Raw genomic sequence first — 15,953 nt, 5'->3', positions numbered from 1 at the left:
GGGACACGCGGTCGGCCGCGACCATTGAGACATGAACCACACCGAACACGTCGACGTACTCATCATCGGCGCCGGTATTTCCGGCATCGGTGCTGCCTACTACCTTCAGCGCGAACATCCGGGGCGCAGCTACACGATCCTGGAGGCCCGCGGCGCCACCGGCGGCACCTGGGACCTGTTCCGCTATCCGGGAATTCGGTCGGACTCCGACCTCCACACTTTCGGATACGAGTTCAAGCCGTGGCGCGACGAGCATGCCATCGCCACTGCCGACAAGATCCTGGCCTACCTGCGTGAGACGGTCTCGGAGAACGGGATCGACCGCCGCATCCGGTTCCACCACAAGGTGCTCGGCGCGGCCTGGGATTCAGCGCAGGCCACCTGGACCGTGGACGTGGAGCGGACCGACGGTGACGGGTCCGATCCGGAACTCGTGCAGATTTCGGCGAGCTGGCTGTTCTGCGGTGGGGGGTATTACCGCTACGACCAGGGCTATGCCCCGCACTTCGAGGGGAAGGACCGGTTCACCGGGCGCATCGTGCACCCCCAGCACTGGCCAGAGGATCTCGACTACACCGGCAAGAAGGTCGTCGTGATCGGCAGCGGTGCCACCGCGGTGACCCTCGTACCGTCGATGGCGCCGACGGCCGGGCACGTGACGATGCTGCAGCGCTCGCCCACCTACGTGCTTCCCGTCCCGGCCAAGGACAGCTTCGCCAACACCGCCAGGCGGCTGTTGGGCGATGACCACGGTTACGCCCTGGCCCGGCGCAAGAACGTCATCAAACAGCGCACCGTCTACACGCTGTGCCAGAAGTACCCGAAGGCTGCCCGGGCCGTGATCCGGTGGATCAACGCCGCCAAGCTGCCCGACGGGTATCCGGTGGACGAGCACTTCAGCCCCCGCTACAACCCGTGGGACCAGAGGCTGTGCGCGGTGCCCGACGGCGACCTGTTCAAGGCCATCAGCAACGGCAGCGCCTCGGTGGTCACCGACCGCATCGCGACGTTCACCGAGAACGGCATCCTGCTGGAGTCCGGCCGTGAGCTCGACGCCGACATCATCGTCACCGCAACGGGTCTCAACATCCAGCTGTTCGGCGGGATGTCGTTGACGGTAGACGGCGAACCGGTGGACCTCGCCGATACCGTGGCATACAAGGGCATCATGCTCTCGGGTGTGCCGAACTTCGCCTTCGCCTTCGGCTACACGAACTCGTCCTGGACGCTCAAGGTCGGACTGCTGTGCGAACACTTCTGCCGGCTGCTGAAGCACATGGACGACAACGGTTTTGACACCGTCCGCCCGGAGTTCGCCGGGGGCCGGACCCGCCCGCTCCTGGAATTCGGCGCCGGATACGTGCAGCGTTCGCTGGACGAGATTCCCCGCCAGGGCGTCGACGGACCGTGGCAGATGACGATGAACTACACGCTGGACGCCGAGACGCTGCGTAACGGTCCCGTCGACGACTCGGCTCTGCGGTTCGGGACGCGGCGCACGGCTGAGAATTCAGACCGGGCGCCTCAGCCCGTTCTCTGAATTGATTCCCAGGGACAGTTCATCTCGCGTGGCTAAGCTCGCGCCATGGAGACGTTCTCACCGGCGCTACCGCCGGACATCGACGATGTCCCCTCGGCGGTGGGTCTGGAACTGCCGCCGGGGCCGGTTGCCGGCCGGCCCTACGCGCTACCCGCGGACGTGCTCGCCGAACAGTACGGGCCCCTGTTCTACGCCGATTTCACCGGCAGCCGGCGGCTCTATGCGTGTTCCTTGTCGTTGGTCGACGAACTGTGCGACGAGGCGCGATTCGCCAAGGGCATCACGGTCCGGCTGGACCGCTTCCGGACCCTGGTCGGCAACGGCCTGTTCACGTCGTACCCCGGCGAAGACGGTTGGCAGCAGGCCCATGACGTCCTGATGCCAGGGTTCAGCTTCAGTGGGCTGCGCAGCTACCACCCGGCCATGCTCGACATCAACCGCCAGCTCATCGCGTTGTGGGATGAAACCGCCGGAGCGGTCGGGCCGCGGTTGGTTGATGTCGCGGGGGACCTGGCGAAGCTGGCCATGGACACCGTGGGTCTGGCCGGATTCGGTGCGCGGTTCGACTCGTATCACCACGACGGACTGGCCGACATCCCGGCCAGCTTCGCGGCCGCGCTGGAGCAGATCCTGGCCCCCGGCGGTGGTGACCGGGCGGTCTTCGCCGCCGAACGTGACAACCTCTACGCCTTCATCGACGAGTTGATCGCCGGTCACCGCGCGGGTGCGGTCGATCTGGACGACCTGCTCGCGCTGATGCTTGAGCCCGGTGCCGACGGCACGCCCCGTCTGGGCCACGACAGCATTCGCAACCAGATCCTGACCTTCCTGATCGCCGGGCAGGACACCACGTCGACGCTGATGCCGACCGCGCTGTACAGCATCGTCAAGAACCCCGCGGTGCTGCACCGGGCCTGCCTCGAGGTGGACACCGTGTTCGGACCGGCCGACGACCATGTGCCCGCATTCGACGAGATCGGCAAGCTCACCTACGTCCGCCAGATCATCGACGAAACGCTGCGCCTGTCTCCGCCGGTCCGCGAGTTCGATCGAATGGCATTGGCGGACACCGTCATCGGAGGCAAATATCCGGTACGCAAGGGTGAGGTCGTCACGGTGACGACGTCGGCCCTGCACCGGCAGCCCGAATGGGGTGACAACGTCGACATCTTCGACCCGGACCGGTTCGGGGTCGAGCAGGCTGCCGGGCGGCCGGTCAACCTGTTCAAACCGTTCGGCACCGGCGCCCGGTCCTGCATCGGCCGTCAGTTCGCCTTGCACGAGGCGACGATGGCGCTGGCCACCCTGGTGCACCGGTACCGGTTCCTCGACGTTGAGCACTACCAGCTCCGCACGCACAGCGATCTGCTGCGCAAGCCGGTCGGATTCCACCTCGACCTGGTGCGCCGGACAGCGCCGGAGCGCCGGCACACCGCGGCGGCGACCCCGGAGGCGGCGTCGGCGGCACGGCCGCGCGCATTGGCGGCGCCGGGTTCGAAAGTGACTGTGCTGCACGGCTCGAACCTGGGCAATTGCCGGGCGCTGGCACAGCAGCTGGCCGACGAGGCCACCGACCTGGGCTATCAGACCACCGTGGCGGCCCTCGACACGGCCGCAGGGGCACTGCCCACCGAGGGGGCGCTGGTGGTGATCGCCGCGTCCTACAACGGGCAACCCACCGACGATGCGCGGCATTTCGTCGAATGGCTGGACGACCCGGGCACACCATCGCAGCCGGCCATCCCGTACGCCATACTCGGCGTCGGAGACCGGAACTGGGCCGAGACCTACCAGACCATCCCCAAGCGTCTTGACCAGCGCCTCTCGGAACTTGTTGGCCCACCGGTGATTCCACGCGGGGAAGCCGATACGTCGGGAGACTTCGCCGGGACCGTCGAAGATTTCTCCGCGGCCCTGTGGGACGCCCTGGCCCCCACCGACGGCGTGCAGGCCCCGGCCGACAGTACCGCCGGCGAATCCCTGTACGAGCTGCGCGCCATCGACGGGCCGGTGACGTCGGCCATCGATGCACGTTTCGAGGTGCAGCCGGCCACCGTGCTGGACAACGTGGCCCTCGTCAACTCCGACGAACAGATGGGAAATGCCAAGCGGCTCATCCGGATAGCGCTTCCCGATGACCTCGTATACCAGACTGGTGATCACGTCACGGTCCTGCCCGACAACAGCCCCGAGGTCATCGACGAGGTCGCCGAACTGTTGGAGCTGCGTCTCGACCGCCGGATCTCGGTGAATCCGCGGCGCAGCACCCGGCGTGCCATCGCCATCGACCGTGAAGTCAGCGTGCGCGAACTGCTGACCCATTTCATCGAGCTCCGCAAGCCGGCCAGCCGCAGTCAGCTGCTGCGGCTGGCGGCGGCCAACCCGTGTCCACCGGAGCGTGCGGCTTTGACCGAACTGGCCGAGCAACCCGAGACCCGTGCCCTGAGCGTCACCGAATGCCTGGCCGAGTACGCGGCGACCGAGCTGTCACGCGCCGAACTGCTGGAGTTGTTCGAGCCGATGGCGCCCCGGCACTACTCCATCGCCTCCTCGGCGCGCCGATCGCCGCGCGAGGTCGAACTGGTGGTCAGCGTCTTGGAGGGACCGGCCCGCTCCGGATACGGCGTCTTCCGCGGGCTGTCGTCGAGCTATCTCGCCGATGCAGTACCGGGACAACAGATCCGGATGCGCGTCGACACCGCACGGCAGGCGTTCCGCGCCGGTGCCGAGCCGGCGAAGAACGTCATCCTGGTCGGCGCCGGTACCGGTGTCGCGCCGTTCCGGGGATTCATCGGTGACCGGCTGGCGGCGCAGGCCGCGGGCGCCCCGTTCACATCGGCATTGTGCTTCTTCGGCGTGCGTCACCCGGATGTCGACTACCTTTTCCGCGAAGAATTCGAGGCGGCTGAACGTGCGGGCGTGGTGCGGATGCGCCCGGCCTTCTCGCGGCGGCCCCAAGACGAGGTCCGGTACGTGCAGGATCGCATCACTGCCGACGCCGACGAGGTCTGGGCGATACTGGGCGACCCGGGCATCTACGGCCACGTGTACGTGTGTGGCGACGGAGCCCGGATGGCTCCCGCAGTGCGCGGCGCCTTCCGCGACATCTACCGCCGCTACACCGGGGCCGACGACGACGCTGCCGCGCACTGGCTTACCGGCCTGGTGAGTTCAGATCGCTATGTCGAGGACGTGTGGGCCCAATAGTCGCCTGATCCGGTGGTTCAACCGAACTCCAGCAGTCCCACCACCGGGCGGACCGGGTCGAAGATCGGCAGGTGCTGCGCCTGCAACAGGGCGTTGAACACCCTGCCGCGGCCCGGCGGCATCGGCAGGTCGCGCACTGCGCGCACCCCGGGGACGGTGTTGACCAGGTCGGCCAGCTGCGTGGGGGACAGGCTGAACGGCATGGGCGGCACCCGATAGCGCATCGAGGTCCGCATCCCTCTGCGGGTCAGGAACGCGAAGGACGCCGGCGGCAGATCGAAGATCATCTGTCCGCCCGGAAAGCGTTGAGCGCAGGCACGGATCAACGACATGGCCTCCTCGGGCTGCAGGTACATCAGCAGTCCCTCGGCGGTGATGAAGACACCGTCGCCGGTGTCGACATGGTCCATCCAGCTGAAGTCCAGTGCCGACTGCGCGCACTGGGTGACCCGGTCGGGCTTCGGCAGCAGTTTGTTGCGAAGCTCGATCATCGGTTCCAGATCGACTGACAACCAACGGAACTCATGTCCGAGGTCGGCAGCGTCGAGCCGGTAGAAGCTGGTCTGCAGTCCTTCGGCCAGCGCCACCACGGTGGCCCGCGGATGGTCGCGCAGGTAGTGGCCGGTCGTCCGGTCGAACAGCAACGACCGCAGGGCCATGTCCTGGCGGCGGGTGTAGCCGAACTTGGCGAAGTCGAAATCGATCGAGTCGACCAGTTGCACCGCCATGGGATCGTCGATCAGACCGTCGGGGCGGCGCGCTTCGTGAGCGCGCACCTGCAGCGTCATCAGTGCGGTCTCGGAGACGCCGGTGAGCGCGTTACCGCTCACCTTGCGTGAGGTACCCGTCATTGGCACGAATGTACCGAAGCCCGAGCGCATGATGGCATGAGGTCGAAAACCGCTGTTCATCCGATCGGGAAGGAGTCTGCCGTGCCTCGCTTCGCGGCCAACCTCTCCATGATGTACGTCGAGCACGCTTTTCTCGACCGGTTCGCCGCGGCGGCCGCCGACGGTTTCACGGCGGTCGAGTATCTCTTCCCATACGCCTACCCGGCAGACCAACTGCGCGGGCGACTCGACGCCAACGGCCTGCGTCAGGTGCTGTTCAACGCGCCACCGGGAGATTTCGAGTCCGGGGAACGCGGCGTCGCCTCGCTTCCCGGTCGCGAGGCCGAGTTCCGTGACGGGTTCCAGCGTGCACTGAACTATGCCGAGACCCTGGACTGCCCACGGGTGCATGTGATGGCCGGCCTTGTCCCGACCCATGTCGACCGCGCGGACCGGTGGGCGGTGTACCGCGGCAACCTCGCCTGGGCCGCCGAGCAGGCTGGGGGCCGTGGCGTCGACGTGCTGATCGAACCGATCAACCAGCGCGATATGCCCGGCTACCTGCTGAGCCTGCAGGACGACGCCCACCGGATGGTGGACGAGATCGCGGCGCCCAACCTCAAGGTGCAACTGGACCTCTATCACTGTCAGATCAGCGAAGGCGACGTGACGGTCCGGCTGCGGTCGGACATTCCGACCGGCCGGGTGGCGCATCTGCAGATCGCCGGCGTTCCCGACCGGCACGAGCCGGACAGCGGCGAGCTGGCGATCGACTACCTGCTGGCGGTCATCGACGAGACCGGTTTCGAGGGCTGGGTGGGCTGTGAGTATCACCCCGCCGCGGGCACCAGTGCGGGACTGGGGTGGATGCGAAGCGCGCGCGGGTGACGCGTCAGCGCAACACCTTGTCCAGCGTGCGGAGGTTTCGTGTCGTCGTCGAGGATTTGTAGCGCTTCTTGCCCATGGTCTTGCCGATGGCGCTGTCCAGCGTGGCGGCCCGACGCACCTGCCAATAGAGCACGCCGTCACCGCGCTGCACCTTCTCGCCGTCGCTTGGGGACAGGGCTGCGAGCTCGTCGAGCAACTCGGCGTCACTGACGAACGTGACGTAGGAGTGGTGGTCGGCGACCTCCCGCTCGAACGGGTATCCCTCGGAGATCTTCTGCAAGGTGGCCAGGTCGTACACCAACACCCACGCCTCGTAGCCGAAGGTGTCCCGTAGTGCACGCTCGGCCGTGCTTCGGACCTTCGCGGCCTTGGATGAGCTGTCCAGCAAGACATTTCCGCTAGCCAGGATGGTCCGAACCTCGGTGAACCCGGCTGCCTCCATGGCCTTCGCCACCTCGGCCATCTTGAGGTTGACGCCTCCGACGTTGACGCCACGCAAGAACGCGATGTAGCGGGTCACGGCTCCAGCCTAACCAGTCATTTCACCGGCGGTTGGTCCAGTTCGGCCTTCGAAGTGGCCGTGATGAGGTGCAGCACACGGCGGAAGGCGGGAGAGCGCGGCGACATGATCGACGTGTGGTTCTCGCCGGGCAGCAGTTCGACGCTGGCCCGACCGCCGCGTTTCTTGAGCGCTGCCACGTAGCGCTGCGAATTAGCCGGTGCCACAACGGTGTCGAGTGTTCCGTGGATCGCGATCACCGGCACCTTCGGGTCGAGATTCTGGATCGGGTCGACCGAGGCGTACCGCTGCGGCACCTCGGCGGGGCGGCCGCCGAGCACCGCGGCGATGTGCCTGTCACCGTGGTTGGCGGCGTACACCATGTCGAGCGGACCGGCCAGCGAGATGACCCGGGTCGGCCGGAAGAGCGGACGGGATCCGACCTCGTCATCGGGCAAGTCGTGCCGGGTGCTGGCCCACACCGCCAACTGAGCTCCCGCACTGTGGCCGACGACGAGGGCATCGTCGACGGCCAGTTGCGGGTACTGCAGGGTCACCTGGGGGACGTAGTCCATGGCGCGAGCCACATCGTCGAAAGTGGTCGGCCACCCACCGCCCGATCCGACCCGGCGGTACTCGATGTTGTAGACGGCCAGGCCGTGGCGGGCGAGTTCGCGGGCCAAGCCGTCGAACACTCCGGCACCCATCGTGCTCTTCCACCCGCCGCCGTGGATGAGCACCACCAGGGGGAGCGAATTGAACGCCTGCGCTCCGGACGGCAGATACAGGTCCGCCCAGTTCTGGTCGGGGTATCGGCCGCCCGCGTGTCCGTCGGACAGGTAGTGGAACCGGGTGACGGTCACCGTGCGCAGTGTGAGCACTTCGGGCACCACCGCAATCTCGGTAGTTCGCGCCTCCGTCGCGCACGACGGCGTGACCGCGATGATCAGCATCGCGGCGAGCACCGTCAGCAGGCGGCGGTTCAGTAGAGCCATATCGTCCCGGCCGGTCAGAAGTCCAGCACCGTGATGGACGGCCGGTTGCGGTGGATCGGGCCGATACGGTCCAGCCATGACTGGGCGGCCAGCTTGAACAGGCCGCGTCCCGGCGGCATCGCCACGTCGCGGGCCGACCGCACCCCGGCGACGGCGCCCGGTCCCGTCCCGGCCATGGCCAGGCCCTCGTCGGCAGTGAGGGCGAACGGCATCGGCGGCGCGATGTAGCGGTCGGACAGATGCAAACCCTTGATGGTGCGGCGGCTCGCCCAGTGCGGAATCGAGTCGAACATCATCCGGGCGCCGGGAAACCGTGCCGCGCAGTCGGCGATCAGGCTGCGCACATCGTCGGGTTCCAGGTACATCAGCAGACCCTCGGCGGTGATGAACACGCCGTCGCCTGCGTCGACCCGATCCATCCAACTGCGGTCGAGCGCCGACTGAGCCAGTGCCACGATCCGGTCATCATGGGGCAGCAGGCGTTCCCGGATCGCCATGACCGGCGGTAGATCGACCGAATACCAGGTCAATTCGTCGGCCACCCCGGCCTGATCGAGCCGCCAGAAACTGGTCTGCAGGCCCTCGGCCAGCGCCACCACGGAGGCCTTCGGGTGCGTCGTGAGGTAGTCGCGGGTCTCGAGGTCGAATGCGCGGGCCCGCAGGGCATGGGCCTGCATGTGCCTGCCGAACTTGCCGTATTCGAAGTCGATCGTGTCGAGCAGTGCCACCGCCCACGGGTCACGGATCACGCCGTCGGAACGCTTGGCCTCGCTGCCTCGATTGCTCAGGGTCCACAACGTGGTCGCCGAGACGCCGTCGAGGGTGTTGCCGTCAATCACACTCATCGAACCGATGGTAAAGACGTACGCTCGTCACATGGGGCGTCAGGTTTTCGACGACAAGCTTCTGGCCTTGATCGGCGGCAACTCGATGGGAGTTCTTGCGACGATCAAGCAGGACGGTCGTCCGCAGCTGTCCAATGTTTCCTACTACTTCGATCCGCGCGCGGTGCAGATCCAGGTGTCGATCACCGAACCGCGCGCCAAGACCCGCAATCTGCGGCGGGATCCGCGTGCGTCCATCCATGTCAGCTCCGATGACGGCTGGTCCTATGCGGTCGCCGAAGGGGACGCCATCCTCACCCCGCCGGCTGCTGCGCCCGACGACGACACAGTCGAGGGGCTTATTGCGTTGTACCGCAACATCGCCGGTGAACATCCGGATTGGGACGATTACCGGCGCGCCATGGTCGATGATCGCCGTGTGTTGCTGACGCTGCCGATCACGCACGTGTACGGGATGCCGCCGGGCCGGCGGTAAGGGCCCGCCTGAGGCGCTAATGCGCGTGACTACGGCATCGGAATCGGGCTACGCTGCCGCGTATGGCTGACGACAAACCGGAAGACGACAACAAGCGCAAATTCCGGGAGGCCCTGGAGCGCAAGAAGGCGCAGTCGGCGGGAGGCGCGGCGCACAAGGACGGCGGCCGCAGCCAACCGCGGGCACACGGCCCGGTGGAGAACCGCCGCGAATTTCGCCGCAAGAGCGGATAGTCCGCATACGAGACTGCGCACAGATCGCGATTTCTCTCGGAATCGCGATCTGTGCGCAGTCTCGGCGCGTTGTGCGGGGTGTCGACGCTCCTCAATCACGTTGCCGGGCAACGAGCTGGCCGCGTTTCTCGATGGCGTCGAGCAGGACTTCCACACTGAACTCGAAGACCTCGGTGGTGTCCGGGTAGATCGTCGGAGCAACGCTGGCCGACGATGGAAAGCGGCGGGGATCGAGCGCGGCGTAGTGCCTGCGCTGTTCGTCGCGTAGCTCGGTGTCGGTCAGCCAGGGCGACAAAGCTGCGACCAAGCCGTTTCCGACGGTGTGGTTGTAAATGGTCTGGTGGTAAAGGCCGAGTTCGCCCTCGTCGACTCCGGCCCGGATCAGCTCACGGACAGTCCATTCGGTGAGGTGGAACAGCTGCGGCTCGTCGTCGGGCTGACCGGCCATCGCCGCGGCCAGGCCTTCATGCCGGCGGTAGATCTGCCACCACTGGATCATCAGCTTGCGGAGATTGTCACGCCAGTGCCCCTGGGGGTCCGGCTCGTCCACCTCCAGCCGGAACAGGTCGTCGATCAGCGCCGAGATCAGCTCGGCCTTGTCCCGGAAATGCCGGTACATGGCAGTGGCGTCGACGCCGAGTTCGTTGCCGAGCCGCCGCAAAGTGAGTGCGCTCAAGCCGTCGCGGTCGCAGATCTCCTGAGCCGCTCGGAGGATCACGGCGCGGTCCAGCCGAACAGTGTTGCTACGGGTGGGCGATCCCTGGGCTCGTCGACTGCGGTCCACGGTCCACAGCATCGCACGTGGAACAGCCGGATCTGTGCAAGCGGAGTCAACATTGCAGACATCGCAGTTGTCATCGCTGTTGACACAGCTCGGAAGTATCGCCAAGATCACACCGTCCGGCTCGTATGGCCGGACCGCCGACACCGTCGGTGAGCCCCCCAGGTGGCCATGAGAAAGGCGCCGCATGAGCCAAACGCAGCCCGGCAGTCCCAGGGCCTACAAGCAAGAACTGAAACGCGACCTCAGTCTGTGGGAGAACTCGTCGCTGGTCATCTCCGCGACAACCCCGGCGACCGGCGCGTTCATCATCGCCCCCGTGCTCTTCGGGCTGAACGGCACCGGCGCAGCGTTGACGTTCTGCATCGCCGCAGTCCTCGGCCTGTCGCTGGCCTACTGCTGGGCGGAATTGGGTGCCGCCTATCCGATCGCCGGTGGCGACTACACATTCATCGCACGCATTCTGGGGCGTGCCCCCGGATTCGTCTCGATGTTCATCACCGGGCCCGTGCAGGCCGTGCTCATCCCGGCCGTCGTCGCGCTGGGGATGGCGGAGTACCTACGGGTCATCGTCAACGTGGACGCGAACATTCTCGGGGCCGTGATCATCATCGGCGGTGCGGTAATCGCGCTGTTCGGCGTCCGGCTCAACGCGATCGCGGTGACCGTCCTGCTCGTCGTGGAAATCTTGGCGGTCGTCCTGGTAGCAGTGTTCGGATTCATCAACGTGCAGCGGCCATTGAGCACCCTGCTGCGGCCTGAGGTCTTCGACGCTCAGGGCATCGCCAGCCCGCTCACACTCAGCGCACTGGTGGCGGGCATCGCGGTCGGCAGCTTCGCCTACAACGGCTTTCAGGGCGCACTGATCTTCTCCGAGGAAACCGTCGGCGCCCGCCGCAACGTCGCCCGCGCCGTCTTCATCGCCCTCGGCGTCGCCGTCGCCTGCGAGGTTTTCCCGGTGGCTGCCGCCACCCTCGCCGCCCCCTCCCTCTCAGAGCTGTCGAACTCGGACAATCCGTGGCAGTACGTCCTGACCGCGATCGGCGGCGACACCTTCAACACCGTGATCAGCCTCGGTATCGCGGTGGCCGTGCTCAACGCCGTCATCGCCCTCATGCCGTACTACGCGCGGATCCTGTACAGCACCGGCCGGGACATGGCGTGGCCGGGCGCCATCAGCCGGGCGCTGGCCGTGGTACATCCGAAGTACGGAACACCTTGGCTGGCAACGATTCTGGTCGGGATCGGCGGGGCGGTGATGATCTTGTGCTCGGATGTGGCCACGCTGACCACATGGACCGGAGCACTACTGGCCGTGGAGTTCATCCTCGTCGCGACATCGGCGCTGGTGAGCCGGCTCCGCAACCCTGAGCTGGACCGCCCGTACCGGATGCCGTTGTGGCCGCTGTGGCCGATCGTCGCGATCATCATGTCGATCGCCGTGCTGAGCCAACAGGTTCGCGCGGACCTCGTCGTGGCAGGCGCGTGTGTTGTGCTTGCCCTGGTCTACTACATCTTCTACCTGCGTCCGCGTGGTGAAACCCACTTCTTGATGCTGGCGCCACCGGACGAGGACCGTCGCGAAATGGAAGCGGAGATGGCCTGATGCAGTTGGATTTCGCGGTGGTCGATGACATCGCTACTGAGTTCCACCGCAGTGGGCGGGCGCCGGGACTGCAGATCGCAGTGCTCGCGGACGGCAAGGTGGCGCACTTCACCGGGTGCGGCGTCACCGATTGCGTAACCGGTGCTGTCCCGGCGGCGGATCGGTTCTTCCGTATCGCATCGATGTCGAAGAGCTTCACGGCGGCCGCGATCCTGCAGTTGCGTGACCGTGGATCCCTCGGTCTCGATGCCCCCGTGATCGACTACCTTCCCTGGGCCACAGGTCTTTCCGGGCTCACCGCCGACTCGCCGAGAATTACCGTGCGCCACTGCCTGACGATGAGCAGCGGGCTGCCCAGTGATGATCCCTGGGCCGACCGGCAGGAGGAGATGACGCAGGCCGATTTCGACGACCTGTTGCGCCGCCCGGTGTGGGGCGCGTATGCACCCGGCACCGCCTTTGCCTACTCCAATCTCGGGTACGCGCTCCTCGGCCGCCTTCTGGAGGCCGTCACCGGCGGGCGGTTCATCGATTACGTGACCAGTGAGCTACTGCTGCCGCTGGGTCTGGCAGACACCACCTACGACTACCGCACTGTTCCGGCGGGGCGGCTGGCACAGGGCTACCGGCCGACCCCGAACGGTGAGTGGGAACCGCAGACGTTCACCGCGCCAGGAAGTTTCTCCGCCATCGGGGGGCTGCTCAGCACCGCGACGGACATCGCGAAGTGGGTCGCTTGGCTCGCCGACGCGTTTCCGCCACGCGACGACGGTGACGATGCGGTGCTCACACGAGCCTCCCGGCGAGAGATGCAGCAGTCACACCGCCTGCTTCCGTTCGACGTCGTAGACGACGAAGACGGCCGGAACCGGTTGATGAGCAAGGGCTTTCCCTGGGGTCTGTCCGGCTACGGCTACGGTCTGTTCGTCGAACCCGACCCGGCGGTGGGAGCCATCAGCCAGCACCCGGGCGGCTACCCCGGATTCGGCTCGTACATGGGCTGGCACCAATCCAGTGGGCTGGGGGTCATGGCCTTCGCCAACGGCACCTATGCCCCCGTCGCGGTACCCGCGCGGGCTGCGCTCGAGGCGCTGCTCCGGCAGCGGCAGGCCGGTCCCGACCGGGCGTTCGCCACCGAGCACCTGCGGTCCGCCGTCGATCTGGTCGAGGGTGTCATCGCGGATCCGTCAGCCCTGCGGGAACCCGCATTCGCCGGCAACGTGCTCCTCGATATCCCACTGGCCGAGCGGATCACCGCGATCACCGCCGCGCGTGAGGCGATGGGCGAGCGCAACGGCCAGACCGAGATCGAGGTGCGGTCACCGACCGAGGCGGTCTGCCGGATGACGGGTACGCGCGGACGGGTCGACGTGACCTTGGCGCTGACCCCGACGGATCCGCCTCGCATTCAGACGTTCACGGTGGACGCCGTGCCCAACGACTGAAACTGCGCACAGGTCGCGAGTTTCCGCAGAATCGCGATCTGTGCGCAGTCTCGATGTTGTCAGTCGTCGGCGAGCATGCGGGCCGCGACGAGCGCGGCGAGCATGACGACCACGCAGTACACACCCTGGTCCTTCAGGCCCCAGGCCACCGAGGTCAGCGTGGCCGCGCCGGCCAGGCAGAGCAGCAGCCCCACCGCCGCACTGCGGATTCCGGTGCGGGCCACGGCGCCACCGTCCCACAGCGGCAGCGGGTTGTTCTCCAGCGGGCGCAGCGCGGTGAACGCGATCGCGACCAGGCCGGCCATCAATGCCAGTTGCAGCACCGACAGGGCGACGAAACCGGGGGCGGACGGGTCGTAGCGGTCCAGGCCCAGGTAGTCGAACACCAGGTGCAGGCCCAGCAGCAGCGGCATGTGCCACAGGTACAGCGTCATCGCCCCGGAGTTGCCGATCGCGGTCAGCCACCACACCCGGGGCCGCTGCGCCCACCGGTTGATGGCTGGGGCGGCGGCAATCGCGAACGCACACATCATGATTGCGTGACCAGCCAGCAGCAGCGACGGCGGCGTCATGTTCTTCAGGTGCTGGGTCTCGATGCCGACCAGGCTCAGCTCGTAGGGGCCGAAGTACAGCAGGGCCAGATTCACGCCGAGCATGCCGAGCCCGATCTTGAGGGCGGCGCCACTGGACAGCAGGTTGCGGCCGTAGGCCACCCCGAACACGCCGGGGATCAGCCACACCACGGTGTTGAGGTAGCCCAGCGAGGCGTAGCCGTCCATGTTGATCCGGACTACGTCGATCACGGCGATGAAGGCGTACGTGCCGATGATCGCGCCGGCCGCCTGCGTGGTCGTGGTGATGCGGGCCAGCAGTGGCACCGCCGCCAACACCAGGACATATGCGCCGAGGAACCACAGCAGCTGGATGGAGATCCCGGCGATGGGCTCGTAGACGTGCTCGGGCAGCACGAACCGCAGCACCGCCAGCGTCGCGGTCCAGAAGGCCAGGTAGTAGAAGACCGGGCGGTACAGCCGGGTGCAGCGCTTGAGCAGCCAGCCGCCCCAGGACGAGCCGGGCCGCCAGGACTGCACGGACGCGGCGACCCCGGCGAAGAAGAACAGCGGCATGATCTGGAACACCCAGGTCAGCGCCTGAAAGACGGTGGATGCCGTGAGCAGGTTGCTCCAGATGAACACGTCGTCGCGGATCGTGCTGGTGGCCATCACGGTGTGGCCGAACACCACACCGACCAACGAGACGATCCGGATGACGTCGATGGCGCGGTCCCGGCCGGCGGGGGTCTGGGCCTCGACCTCGGCGGGGGACGGGAACAGCCCGGCTTTCGCGGGGGCTTTCTTGGAAGCTGTGTCAGCAGCAACGGTCATGGGTAGAACGCTATGGCCCCGCAGCCGCGTAGTCCCTAGGTAGAAGCACCTAACTTCGTCTCGGCGGGCCGATTCTGCCGGGCCTCCTCGACCAGGATGGCGGCGAGGAGGGCGAAAGCGAAGCGCCCCCGGGAGTCGGGCATGTGCCATTGAAACGTAACGGGGGCGCTTGAGCTTCCCGGGCTACTGTCCGTCGTGTTCGCCGATCTTCTTCATCACGTAGTCAGCCAGCAGCTCGTTCGCATGCGTGGTGAGGTGCTCGCCCGCGGCGAACACGTAGGTGCGGTCGGCGTCCGGGGACTTCCAGGCCTCGGGAGCGCAGAAGTCCTGCCCGGGCTCCTTACAGGCGTCCTCGTTGGCCCCGTGGGTGAATCCGTAGGTGTCGGCATTCGTCAACAGGTCGTCGATGAAGGCTCCGGTGTCGAGCACCTGGATCTTCGGGTCCTTCGGTAGCGAGTTCACCAGGCTCGTGTTGTAGACGTCGGTCAGCTCGCCCACATACTTGCGTGACGCGTCCGACTCGAACCAGGGCAGAACCGCGAGATCGGCGAGCTTGAACACGACCAGGTGCTGCGCGCCGTTCGCCAGGATGTCCGAGGCGGTCTTCGCTTCGTCCTGGGCGGCCTTCTGCACCCGCGCCCGCTCAGTGGCCATGACCTCCGGCGAAGGACTGTGGTTGTCGCGCAGGGTTTGCGCCAGCGCCGGGTCCTTGGTCAGATCGTAGTTGTACGCAACGTCATTCGTTCCGATGTACAGAGTCACGAGCTGGTCCGCGCTGAAGGATCCATGTTGATCCAGAAAGTGCTGGAGCTGCACCGCGGTGGAAATCGGAGTGCCTTCAGGATTCTGCGACACCGACGAATAGGGGCTGTTCGCCCGGGCGCCGCCCTGGGCGTAGTTCAGCCCGCCGGGGCCCTCGAGACCGGGCTTGCCCTGATACACATCGCTGTAGCTGGCGACATGCTCATTCGGTTCGGTCGATTGGCCGAGGCGTTCGGCAACGTGTTGGGCCCACGTCATGCCGGTGCCGGTGGTGAAGCGAAGACCGAACGCGCCGGGGTCGGTGAGGCTGTCACCGAAGAACACGGCCTCGCGGAACTTGGCCGCCGCGTCGGTGTTGGCCGCGGGCGTCTCGGCGGCACTGCACGCCGTGAGTGCACTGACCGTCATTGCCGCGGCAACCGCCGCCTGGACACGAACCGAAATGGGCATTCTGAATTCCTT

General features: G+C 66.7%; 14 protein-coding genes. 7 read left to right on the top strand and 7 right to left on the bottom strand.

Going from position 1 to position 15,953, the window contains the following annotated elements; translation table 11 throughout:
- The first annotated feature begins 31 nt into the window (after nucleotides 1–31).
- Both ACWEFV_RS09345 and ACWEFV_RS09340 read left to right on the top strand, forming a co-directional pair.
- A complete protein-coding gene (locus tag ACWEFV_RS09345; RefSeq protein WP_450069938.1) occupies nucleotides 32–1,540 on the top strand; it encodes a flavin-containing monooxygenase in 1,509 nt (502 codons plus the stop codon).
- 45 nt (nucleotides 1,541–1,585) lie between these two features.
- Nucleotides 1,586–4,747 (top strand): bifunctional cytochrome P450/NADPH--P450 reductase, encoded by a 3,162-nt coding sequence (locus ACWEFV_RS09340; RefSeq protein WP_450069937.1) that lies wholly within the window; start codon nucleotides 1,586–1,588, stop codon nucleotides 4,745–4,747.
- A 17-nt stretch (nucleotides 4,748–4,764) separates the two neighbouring features.
- On the opposite strand, the gene ACWEFV_RS09335 is transcribed toward ACWEFV_RS09340, so the two are convergent.
- Nucleotides 4,765–5,598: a class I SAM-dependent methyltransferase gene (locus ACWEFV_RS09335; protein WP_450069936.1), complete on the bottom strand. Its 834-nt coding sequence runs from the start codon at nucleotides 5,596–5,598 to the stop codon at nucleotides 4,765–4,767.
- 81 nt (nucleotides 5,599–5,679) lie between these two features.
- Here ACWEFV_RS09335 and otnI point away from each other — a divergent pair, with 81 nt between their 5' ends.
- On the top strand, nucleotides 5,680–6,465 hold the full coding sequence (otnI, locus tag ACWEFV_RS09330; protein ID WP_450069935.1) for a 2-oxo-tetronate isomerase: 786 nt from the start codon (nucleotides 5,680–5,682) through the stop codon (nucleotides 6,463–6,465).
- Between the two features lie 4 nt (nucleotides 6,466–6,469).
- On the opposite strand, the gene ACWEFV_RS09325 is transcribed toward otnI, so the two are convergent.
- Genes ACWEFV_RS09325 through ACWEFV_RS09315 form a run of 3 tightly spaced genes read right to left on the bottom strand, consistent with a single transcriptional unit; the run spans nucleotide 6,470 to nucleotide 8,804 of the window.
- Complete coding sequence (locus ACWEFV_RS09325; RefSeq protein ID WP_450069934.1) at nucleotides 6,470–6,985, bottom strand: DUF1697 domain-containing protein; 516 nt, start codon at nucleotides 6,983–6,985, stop codon at nucleotides 6,470–6,472.
- Between the two features lie 17 nt (nucleotides 6,986–7,002).
- The gene (locus tag ACWEFV_RS09320) at nucleotides 7,003–7,959 is read right to left on the bottom strand and encodes an alpha/beta hydrolase family protein (protein WP_450069933.1); all 957 of its coding nucleotides are present in this window, start codon (nucleotides 7,957–7,959) and stop codon (nucleotides 7,003–7,005) included.
- Nucleotides 7,960–7,973: 14 nt separating this feature from the next.
- Nucleotides 7,974–8,804, bottom strand: coding sequence for a class I SAM-dependent methyltransferase (locus tag ACWEFV_RS09315; protein WP_450069932.1), 831 nt, complete (start codon nucleotides 8,802–8,804; stop codon nucleotides 7,974–7,976).
- Nucleotides 8,805–8,835: 31 nt separating this feature from the next.
- Between ACWEFV_RS09315 and ACWEFV_RS09310 the strand changes: the two genes are divergently transcribed.
- Together ACWEFV_RS09310 and ACWEFV_RS09305 are read left to right on the top strand one after the other, a co-directional pair.
- Entirely contained in the window at nucleotides 8,836–9,279 is a 444-nt protein-coding gene (locus tag ACWEFV_RS09310) for a PPOX class F420-dependent oxidoreductase (protein WP_135457417.1), read from the top strand.
- 62 nt (nucleotides 9,280–9,341) lie between these two features.
- Nucleotides 9,342–9,512, top strand: coding sequence for a DUF5302 domain-containing protein (locus tag ACWEFV_RS09305; RefSeq protein ID WP_450069931.1), 171 nt, complete (start codon nucleotides 9,342–9,344; stop codon nucleotides 9,510–9,512).
- Nucleotides 9,513–9,603: 91 nt separating this feature from the next.
- On the opposite strand, the gene ACWEFV_RS09300 is transcribed toward ACWEFV_RS09305, so the two are convergent.
- Complete coding sequence (locus ACWEFV_RS09300) at nucleotides 9,604–10,230, bottom strand: TetR/AcrR family transcriptional regulator (RefSeq protein ID WP_167857948.1); 627 nt, start codon at nucleotides 10,228–10,230, stop codon at nucleotides 9,604–9,606.
- 250 nt (nucleotides 10,231–10,480) lie between these two features.
- Here ACWEFV_RS09300 and ACWEFV_RS09295 point away from each other — a divergent pair, with 250 nt between their 5' ends.
- Together ACWEFV_RS09295 and ACWEFV_RS09290 are read left to right on the top strand one after the other, a co-directional pair.
- Entirely contained in the window at nucleotides 10,481–11,899 is a 1,419-nt protein-coding gene (locus ACWEFV_RS09295; protein WP_450069930.1) for an APC family permease, read from the top strand.
- Nucleotides 11,899–13,344 carry a serine hydrolase domain-containing protein gene (locus ACWEFV_RS09290; RefSeq protein WP_450069929.1) on the top strand — a complete coding sequence of 482 codons (1,446 nt, stop codon included), beginning with the start codon at nucleotides 11,899–11,901 and terminating at the stop codon, nucleotides 13,342–13,344. Before ACWEFV_RS09295 ends, ACWEFV_RS09290 begins: the two co-directional genes overlap by 1 nt.
- Nucleotides 13,345–13,403: 59 nt before the next feature.
- Here ACWEFV_RS09290 and ACWEFV_RS09285 read toward each other — a convergent pair whose 3' ends face one another.
- Nucleotides 13,404–14,729: an acyltransferase family protein gene (locus ACWEFV_RS09285; protein WP_450069928.1), complete on the bottom strand. Its 1,326-nt coding sequence runs from the start codon at nucleotides 14,727–14,729 to the stop codon at nucleotides 13,404–13,406.
- Between the two features lie 183 nt (nucleotides 14,730–14,912).
- Nucleotides 14,913–15,941 (bottom strand): SGNH/GDSL hydrolase family protein, encoded by a 1,029-nt coding sequence (locus ACWEFV_RS09280; RefSeq protein ID WP_450069927.1) that lies wholly within the window; start codon nucleotides 15,939–15,941, stop codon nucleotides 14,913–14,915.
- Nucleotides 15,942–15,953 lie beyond the last annotated feature (12 nt).

This window comes from Mycobacterium sp. NPDC004974, from assembly GCF_053600815.1.
The sequence above is the reverse complement of the archived record's forward strand: the minus strand, read 5'-3'. Positions and strand labels throughout refer to the sequence as shown.

What these genes read in the sequence shown, in the direction of transcription:
- ACWEFV_RS09345 (WP_450069938.1), top strand. Translation starts at nt 32, where the DNA reads ATGAACCACACCGAACACGTCGACGTACTCATCATCGGCGCCGGTATT.
- ACWEFV_RS09340 (WP_450069937.1), top strand. Translation starts at nt 1,586, where the DNA reads ATGGAGACGTTCTCACCGGCGCTACCGCCGGACATCGACGATGTCCCC.
- ACWEFV_RS09335 (WP_450069936.1), bottom strand. Translation starts at nt 5,598, where the DNA reads ATGACGGGTACCTCACGCAAGGTGAGCGGTAACGCGCTCACCGGCGTC.
- ACWEFV_RS09320 (WP_450069933.1), bottom strand. Translation starts at nt 7,959, where the DNA reads ATGGCTCTACTGAACCGCCGCCTGCTGACGGTGCTCGCCGCGATGCTG.
- ACWEFV_RS09315 (WP_450069932.1), bottom strand. Translation starts at nt 8,804, where the DNA reads ATGAGTGTGATTGACGGCAACACCCTCGACGGCGTCTCGGCGACCACG.
- ACWEFV_RS09310 (WP_135457417.1), top strand. Translation starts at nt 8,836, where the DNA reads ATGGGGCGTCAGGTTTTCGACGACAAGCTTCTGGCCTTGATCGGCGGC.
- ACWEFV_RS09305 (WP_450069931.1), top strand. Translation starts at nt 9,342, where the DNA reads ATGGCTGACGACAAACCGGAAGACGACAACAAGCGCAAATTCCGGGAG.
- ACWEFV_RS09295 (WP_450069930.1), top strand. Translation starts at nt 10,481, where the DNA reads ATGAGCCAAACGCAGCCCGGCAGTCCCAGGGCCTACAAGCAAGAACTG.
- ACWEFV_RS09290 (WP_450069929.1), top strand. Translation starts at nt 11,899, where the DNA reads ATGCAGTTGGATTTCGCGGTGGTCGATGACATCGCTACTGAGTTCCAC.
- ACWEFV_RS09285 (WP_450069928.1), bottom strand. Translation starts at nt 14,729, where the DNA reads ATGACCGTTGCTGCTGACACAGCTTCCAAGAAAGCCCCCGCGAAAGCC.
- ACWEFV_RS09280 (WP_450069927.1), bottom strand. Translation starts at nt 15,941, where the DNA reads ATGCCCATTTCGGTTCGTGTCCAGGCGGCGGTTGCCGCGGCAATGACG.